Raw genomic sequence first — 6,000 nt, forward strand, 5'->3', positions numbered from 1 at the left:
TCCGGACCGCCGGCCGGCGCTCGGGAGCGCGGGCCGCCGGCGTCAGTCCTCGCCGGGGCGCCGCGCCCAGAACACGCCGCCGGCGATGACCGCGACGACCAGGGCGGCCACGCCGATCCACAGCCAGCCGGACGAGGAGCCGCTCTCCTCCTCGCCCGCCGCCCGCGTGGTGGCGGGCGCGGACGGGGTGGACGGCGCGGACGTGGCGGGATCCGCGGACGCCGCCGCGGACGGGTCCGCGGCGGGGCCGCCCTTCACCGAGAACTTGAAGCTGCCGGTGATCGGGTGGCCGTCGCTGGAGACGACGCGCCAGCCGACCGTGTACTCGCCGTTCGGGAGCGTCCCGTCCACCGCCTGGGTGACCTTGTTGTCGACCGCCCGCGCCGCCCCGGCGCCGTGCTTGGCGCCGTCGGGCCCGGTGAGGACGATCTGCGGCACCCGGACGGTGCCGGTGAAGGTCAGCTCGATCTCCTGCGGCGACGCGATCTCGGCGCCCTTCTCCGGGTTGGAGGACTTCAGCGCGTCATGCGCCCAGGCGGGCGCGGCGCCGAGCCCGAGCACCGCCCCGACCAGCGCGATCGCCAGGGTGATCTTGCGGAACCTCATGCTTTCCTCCTTGCGCGGGTGAGGCCGAGAGCGCCGACGCCGATCCCGATCACTCCGGCGGCCAGGCCGAGGCCGCCGAGCAGCCGGGCCGTGCCGTCGCCGGCCGGGGACGCGGCGGCCGCCGGCGTCGTGCCGTTCGCGGCGTTCGCGGCGACCGGCTCGGCCGCGGCCTTCGGTGTCAGTCTGAGGTACGGAGCGGGATGCTCGGGCTCGCTGGAGCCGTCGCCGGGGTCCTGGTCCCAGTTCACGACCTCGTCGTTGGAGTAGGTCTGCGCGGCCTTGAAGAGGACCCGGTCGGCGTTCGCGGGCAGCGGCCCCATCGAGACGTCGAACTCCTCGAACCGCCCGGCCTCGATCTCACCGCCGGTCCAGATGATCTTCGAGACGTACTCGGTGAGCTCGCCGCCCTCGGTCTTGACGGGCTTCGGCGGCTTGGCGCGCTCGACCTCGACCTTCCAGCCGGGCACGGGCCGTACCGACACGTGCTCGATCACGGGGTCGGACGGCATCTCGATCACGAGCTTGGTGGTCCGCGCGTTGTCGCGCTCGTTCGGCACCCGGAAGGACACCTTGGTGTACGAGCCCTGCTCGGCGGTCCGGGGGTCGGCGGTGACGTGGGCCGACGCGCCGGTGGCCAGGCCGGTGAGGGCGACGGCGGCCAGCGCGGCGACGGCGGCTGATCTGCGTATATGCCGTGACATGCCGGTAGTGGTCCGGGACATGGAAATCTCCGTTCGAGGCGTACGGGTGAAGGCCGGACGGGCCCGGGACGGGCGCACGGTCCGGTGGCGTACGGCACTCGACGGCTCGGCCTGCGCGACGAGCCGGGGGCTCAGCAGGCGAGCGCGAGCGCCCTCGAACGGCACGGCGGGCCCCGGCGCACGACCTCGTGCCGCAGGATCCGCCCGCTCGGACGGGCGGGGGTCTCCTCCACCGGGACCGGCGCGGTGCGCGGCGGGGCGGTGGCGGGTTCGATCGCGATCAGGACCCGGGCCGGGGCGGTGGCGATCCGGCGGGCCAGCGACCAGGCCGCCCGCTCGCCGCGCCGCAGCCACCAGGCCGAGACGACCGCCGCCGCGACGTGCGCGAGCGTCATCGCCGTCCCCGATCCGCCGCCGGAGTCCGGCGTGACCGCGATCGCGTGGTGCCCGGTCGCGGTGACGGTCGTGCATTCGGCGCCCGCGTACAGGCTGTGCAGCGCGAACTGGCCGCCCAGCAGCCCGCCGAGCAGGGTGGGCAGCGAGCGCTCGTGGCCCGCCAGCGCCAGCGTCACCGCGAGGACGCCGCCGAAGCCCGCCGCGACCGCCCAGTACGGGATGGTCGCGGTGGACGTGAGGGAGTGCCCGAGGGTCGCCAGCGTCACGCAGACGGTGGTGAAGACCACCGCCCGCGAGGTACGGAAGAGGGGACGCGGCGGGTGCGGGGACATGGCGCGAACATCGTCCCACCCGCGGCCGGTGATCTCTACACACCCCCCGGGATCGGTATGGCGACCCAACATCTAGTGTTGTCGCAATCGGCCCCCGCCACATGTAGGGTCATGATCGTGCTGGTTCGCCCGTGCCGATCGCGGTGCGGGCGTCGTAAGAGGGAACCCGGTGCGGTGCGGCCCGATGTCGCGGGCCGCCCAATTCCGGGACTGCCCCGCAGCGGTGAGCGGGAACGACCGCCGTCATAGAGCACTGGCGCACCGTGACGGTGCGCCGGGAAGCGACGGTCATTAGGTCGCGCGCTCCTTCCGGGAGGCCCGGAGGGGGACGCGCGGTGCCCGCGAGTCCGAAGACCTGCCCGCACTGATGGACGTCCAGGCTTCGCGGGAGGCCGGTGGGCGCGCGGCGGCCTGCCGTGCTGTCCTCCTCCCCTGCCCGCGGGCCGATCTCAAGGGGAGAGCGAGTACGTGACACGGCAACTCACGGCGCCACCGCGCCCGTCCGGGGTGTCCGGCGACGGTGACGGCGGCGACATCGGCGCCGCGATCGAGCGTGCCTGCGCCGGTCTGCCCGGCGCCGAGCCGGGGCCGCTGCTGGCGGCGGTACGGGGGGAGACCGGGGAGGCGGCGCGGCGCGACCGCGCCGTCGCCGAGGCGGCCGCGCTGGTGGCGGCCGAGCCCGCGTACTCCAGGGTCGCCGCCCGGCTGCTGGCGGCGAAGATCGCCGAGGAGACCGCGGCCGAGGGCGTGCGGACGTTCGCGGAGTCCGTGGCGGCCTCGCACCGCGAGGGGCTCCTGTCGGACGCGGCCGCGGCGTTCGCCGCCGCGCACGCCGCCGAGCTGGACGCGCTGGTCGACGAGGCCGCCGACGAGCGGTTCGAGTACTTCGGCCTCCGCACCCTCTACGACCGCTACCTGCTCCGCCACCCGAGCACCCGCCGCGTACTGGAGCGCCCTCAGTTCTTCCTCCTGCGCGTCGCTGTCGGCCTCTCCGACACCGTGGCCGAGGCGGCGGAGCTGTACGGCCTGCTCAGCACGCTGTCGTACCTGCCCAGCTCCCCGACGCTGTTCAACTCCGCGGCCCGCCGCCCGCAGCTGTCGTCGTGCTTCCTGCTGGACTCGCCGCGGGACGAGCTGGAGTCGATCTACGAGCGGTACGCGCAGGTCGCCCGGCTCAGCAAGTACGCCGGCGGCATCGGGATCTCGTGGTCGCGGGTCCGGTCGCGCGGCTCGCTGATCCGCGGCACCAACGGCCTGTCGAACGGGATCGTCCCGTGGCTGCGGACGCTGGACTCGTCCGTCGCCGCCGTCAACCAGGGCGGCCGCCGCAAGGGCGCCGCGTGCGTGTACCTGGAGCCGTGGCACGCCGACGTCGAGGAGTTCCTGGAGCTGCGCGACAACACCGGCGAGGACGCGCGCCGCACCCACAACCTCAACCTCGCGAACTGGATCCCGGACGAGTTCATGCGCCGGGTCGAGTCCGACGGGACGTGGTCGCTGTTCGACCCCAAGGAGGTGCCCGAGCTCACCGACCTGTGGGGCGAGGAGTTCGACGCCGCGTACCGGAAGGCCGAGGAGGACGGCCGGTACGTGCGCCAGGTCCCGGCGCGGCGCCTGTACGGCCGGATGATGCGGACCCTTGCGGAGACCGGCAACGGCTGGATGACGTTCAAGGACGCCGCCAACCGCGCCTGCAACCAGACGGCCACGCCGGGCCGCGTCGTCCACCTGTCCAACCTCTGCACGGAGATCCTGGAGGTGACGGGCGACGCGGAGACGGCGGTGTGCAACCTCGGGTCGGTCAACCTGTCCGCCCACACCGGCCCGGACGGGGTGGACTGGGCGCGGCTGCGCGCGACCGTCCGTACCGCCGTGCGCTTCCTGGACCGGACGATCGACCGCGGCTTCTACCCGACCGGCGAGGCGGCCGGCGCGAACCGGCGCTGGCGGCCGGTGGGGCTGGGCGTGATGGGCCTGGCGGACGTGTTCTTCAAGCTGCGGCTGCCGTTCGACTCCGCCGAGGCCCGCGCGCTCTCGACCCGGATCGCCGAGGAGATCGCGCTCGCGGCGTACGGGGCGTCCGCCGACCTGGCCGAGGAGCTGGGCCGGCTGCCGGAGTACGAGCACACCCGCACCGCCCGCGGGCGGCTGCACCTGGACCACTTCCCGGACGCGAGCCCGTCCCGGACGGCCGAATGGGACGCCCTGCGCGCCCGGATCGCCGACGTGGGCCTGCGCAACTCCCTCCTGATCGCCATCGCGCCGACCGCGACGATCGCGTCCATCGCGGGCTGCTACGAGTGCATCGAGCCGCAGGTGTCCAACCTGTTCAAGCGCGAGACGCTGTCGGGCGAGTTCCTGCAGATCAACGGCTACCTGGTCGCCGACCTCAAGGCGCTCGGGCTGTGGACGCCGCCGGTACGGGACGCGATCAAGCGCGCGAACGGGTCCGTCCAGGGCCTCACCGACCTCCCCGAGGAACTGCGCGCCCTCTACAGGACGGCCTGGGAGCTCCCCCAGAAGGCCCTGATCGACCTCGCCGCGGCGCGCACGCCGTACATCGACCAGAGCCAGTCGCTGAACCTGTTCCTGGAGACGCCCACGATCGGCAAGCTCTCCTCGATGTACGCGTACGCGTGGCGCAGCGGTCTCAAGACGACCTACTACCTGCGCTCGCGCCCGGCGACGCGCATCGCCCAGACGACCGTCTCCCCTACGGAAGCGGTCATGTGCTCCCTTGAGAACCCCGAGACCTGCGAGGCGTGCCAGTGAGCCTGCTGCTGGACCCCGGCATGGACCTGACCCTGCGGCCCATGCGCTACCCCGACTTCTACGAGCGCTACCGCGCCGCCATCCGCAACACCTGGACGGTCGAGGAGGTCGATCTCGCCTCCGACCTGGCCGACCTCGCCCGCCTCACCCCGGCGGAGCTGCACCTGGTCAACCGCCTGGTCGCGTTCTTCGCCACCGGCGACTCGATCGTGGCGAACAACCTCGTGCTGAACCTCTACAAGCACGTGAACGCGCCCGAGGCACGCCTCTACCTCTCCCGCCAGCTGTTCGAGGAGGCCGTGCACGTCCAGTTCTACCTGACGCTGCTGGACACCTACCTTCCCGACAACGACGAGCGCGCCAAGGCGTTCGCGGCGATCGAGCACATCCCGTCCATCCGGGCGAAGGCCGGGTTCTGCTTCCGCTGGATCGACGCGCTCGGCGGCCTGGACGAGCTGCGCACGGCGGCGGACCGCCGCACGTTCCTGCTGAACCTCATCTGCTTCGCCGCGTGCATCGAGGGCCTGTTCTTCTACGGGGCCTTCGCGTACGTCTACTGGCTCCGCTCCCGCGGCCTCCTGAACGGCCTCGCCTCCGGCACCAACTGGGTTTTCCGGGACGAGAGCATGCACATGGAGTTCGCGTTCTCGGTCGTCGACACCGTCCGGGAGGAGGAGCCGGAACTGTTCGACGCGGAGATGACCGCCCAGGTCACCCGCATGATGGAGGAGGCCGTGGAGGCGGAGCTGGCCTTCGCTCGCGACCTCTGCGGCGACGGCCTGCCGGGCATGAGCGCCGACGACATGCGCCGCTACCTGGAGTACGTCGCCGACCAGCGCCTCGCCCGGCTCGGCCTGCCCGTCCGGTACGGCTCGGCGAACCCGTTCTCGTTCATGGAGCTGCAGGACGTCCAGGAGCTGTCGAACTTCTTCGAGCGCCGCGTCTCCGCCTACCAGATCGGCGTGGAAGGCAGCGTCTCCTTCGACGAGGCGTTCTGACGCCGCCGCCCGCCCGGGGACCGCGGCCGCGCGAAGAGCGGCTACGGGCGCCGGGCGGGCGGCGGGCCGGCTAGCTGTACTGACCCGGGAGGTTGCGAACGCGGTGGACACGGTCGGATGATCTTGAAGTGAGGGAGGGCCTCCGGGTTCGGTGTGGATTGCGACATCTACGCCGATCGCCAGGAGGCCCTCATG

The 6,000-nt window shown here is 72.8% G+C and carries 5 protein-coding genes and 1 riboswitch; of the genes, 2 read left to right on the plus strand and 3 right to left on the minus strand.

The genetic code is table 11. The annotated features are described in order from the left end of the window. Positions 1-42: 42 nt before the first annotated feature. The 3 genes from ACA361_RS38915 to ACA361_RS38925 form a co-directional block, all read right to left on the minus strand. The gene (locus ACA361_RS38915; protein WP_375020154.1) at positions 43-606 is read right to left on the minus strand and encodes a copper resistance protein CopC; all 564 of its coding nucleotides are present in this window, start codon (positions 604-606) and stop codon (positions 43-45) included. Continuing rightward, positions 603-1,328 (minus strand): YcnI family protein, encoded by a 726-nt coding sequence (locus ACA361_RS38920; RefSeq protein ID WP_375020155.1) that lies wholly within the window; start codon positions 1,326-1,328, stop codon positions 603-605. The genes ACA361_RS38915 and ACA361_RS38920 overlap by 4 nt, the downstream gene beginning before the upstream one ends. A gap of 110 nt (positions 1,329-1,438) precedes the next feature. Then, on the minus strand, positions 1,439-2,035 hold the full coding sequence (locus ACA361_RS38925; protein WP_375020156.1) for a hypothetical protein: 597 nt from the start codon (positions 2,033-2,035) through the stop codon (positions 1,439-1,441). A gap of 104 nt (positions 2,036-2,139) precedes the next feature. Then, a riboswitch (cobalamin riboswitch) is annotated at positions 2,140-2,413 on the plus strand. 90 nt (positions 2,414-2,503) lie between these two features. On the opposite strand from ACA361_RS38925, the gene ACA361_RS38930 reads away from it, so the two are divergent. Beyond that, positions 2,504-4,807 carry a ribonucleoside-diphosphate reductase subunit alpha gene (locus ACA361_RS38930; protein ID WP_375020157.1) on the plus strand — a complete coding sequence of 768 codons (2,304 nt, stop codon included), beginning with the start codon at positions 2,504-2,506 and terminating at the stop codon, positions 4,805-4,807. Next, the gene (locus tag ACA361_RS38935; protein ID WP_375020158.1) at positions 4,804-5,805 is read left to right on the plus strand and encodes a ribonucleotide-diphosphate reductase subunit beta; all 1,002 of its coding nucleotides are present in this window, start codon (positions 4,804-4,806) and stop codon (positions 5,803-5,805) included. Before ACA361_RS38930 ends, ACA361_RS38935 begins: the two co-directional genes overlap by 4 nt. The last annotated feature ends 195 nt before the right edge of the window (positions 5,806-6,000 follow it).

The sequence above is a fragment of the Actinomadura sp. 21ATH genome, from assembly GCF_041951345.1.
GTDB lineage: Bacteria > Actinomycetota > Actinomycetes > Streptosporangiales > Streptosporangiaceae > Spirillospora.

What these genes read in the sequence shown, in the direction of transcription:
- ACA361_RS38915 (WP_375020154.1), bottom strand. Translation starts at nt 606, where the DNA reads ATGAGGTTCCGCAAGATCACCCTGGCGATCGCGCTGGTCGGGGCGGTG.
- ACA361_RS38925 (WP_375020156.1), bottom strand. Translation starts at nt 2,035, where the DNA reads ATGTCCCCGCACCCGCCGCGTCCCCTCTTCCGTACCTCGCGGGCGGTG.
- ACA361_RS38920 (WP_375020155.1), bottom strand. Translation starts at nt 1,328, where the DNA reads ATGTCCCGGACCACTACCGGCATGTCACGGCATATACGCAGATCAGCC.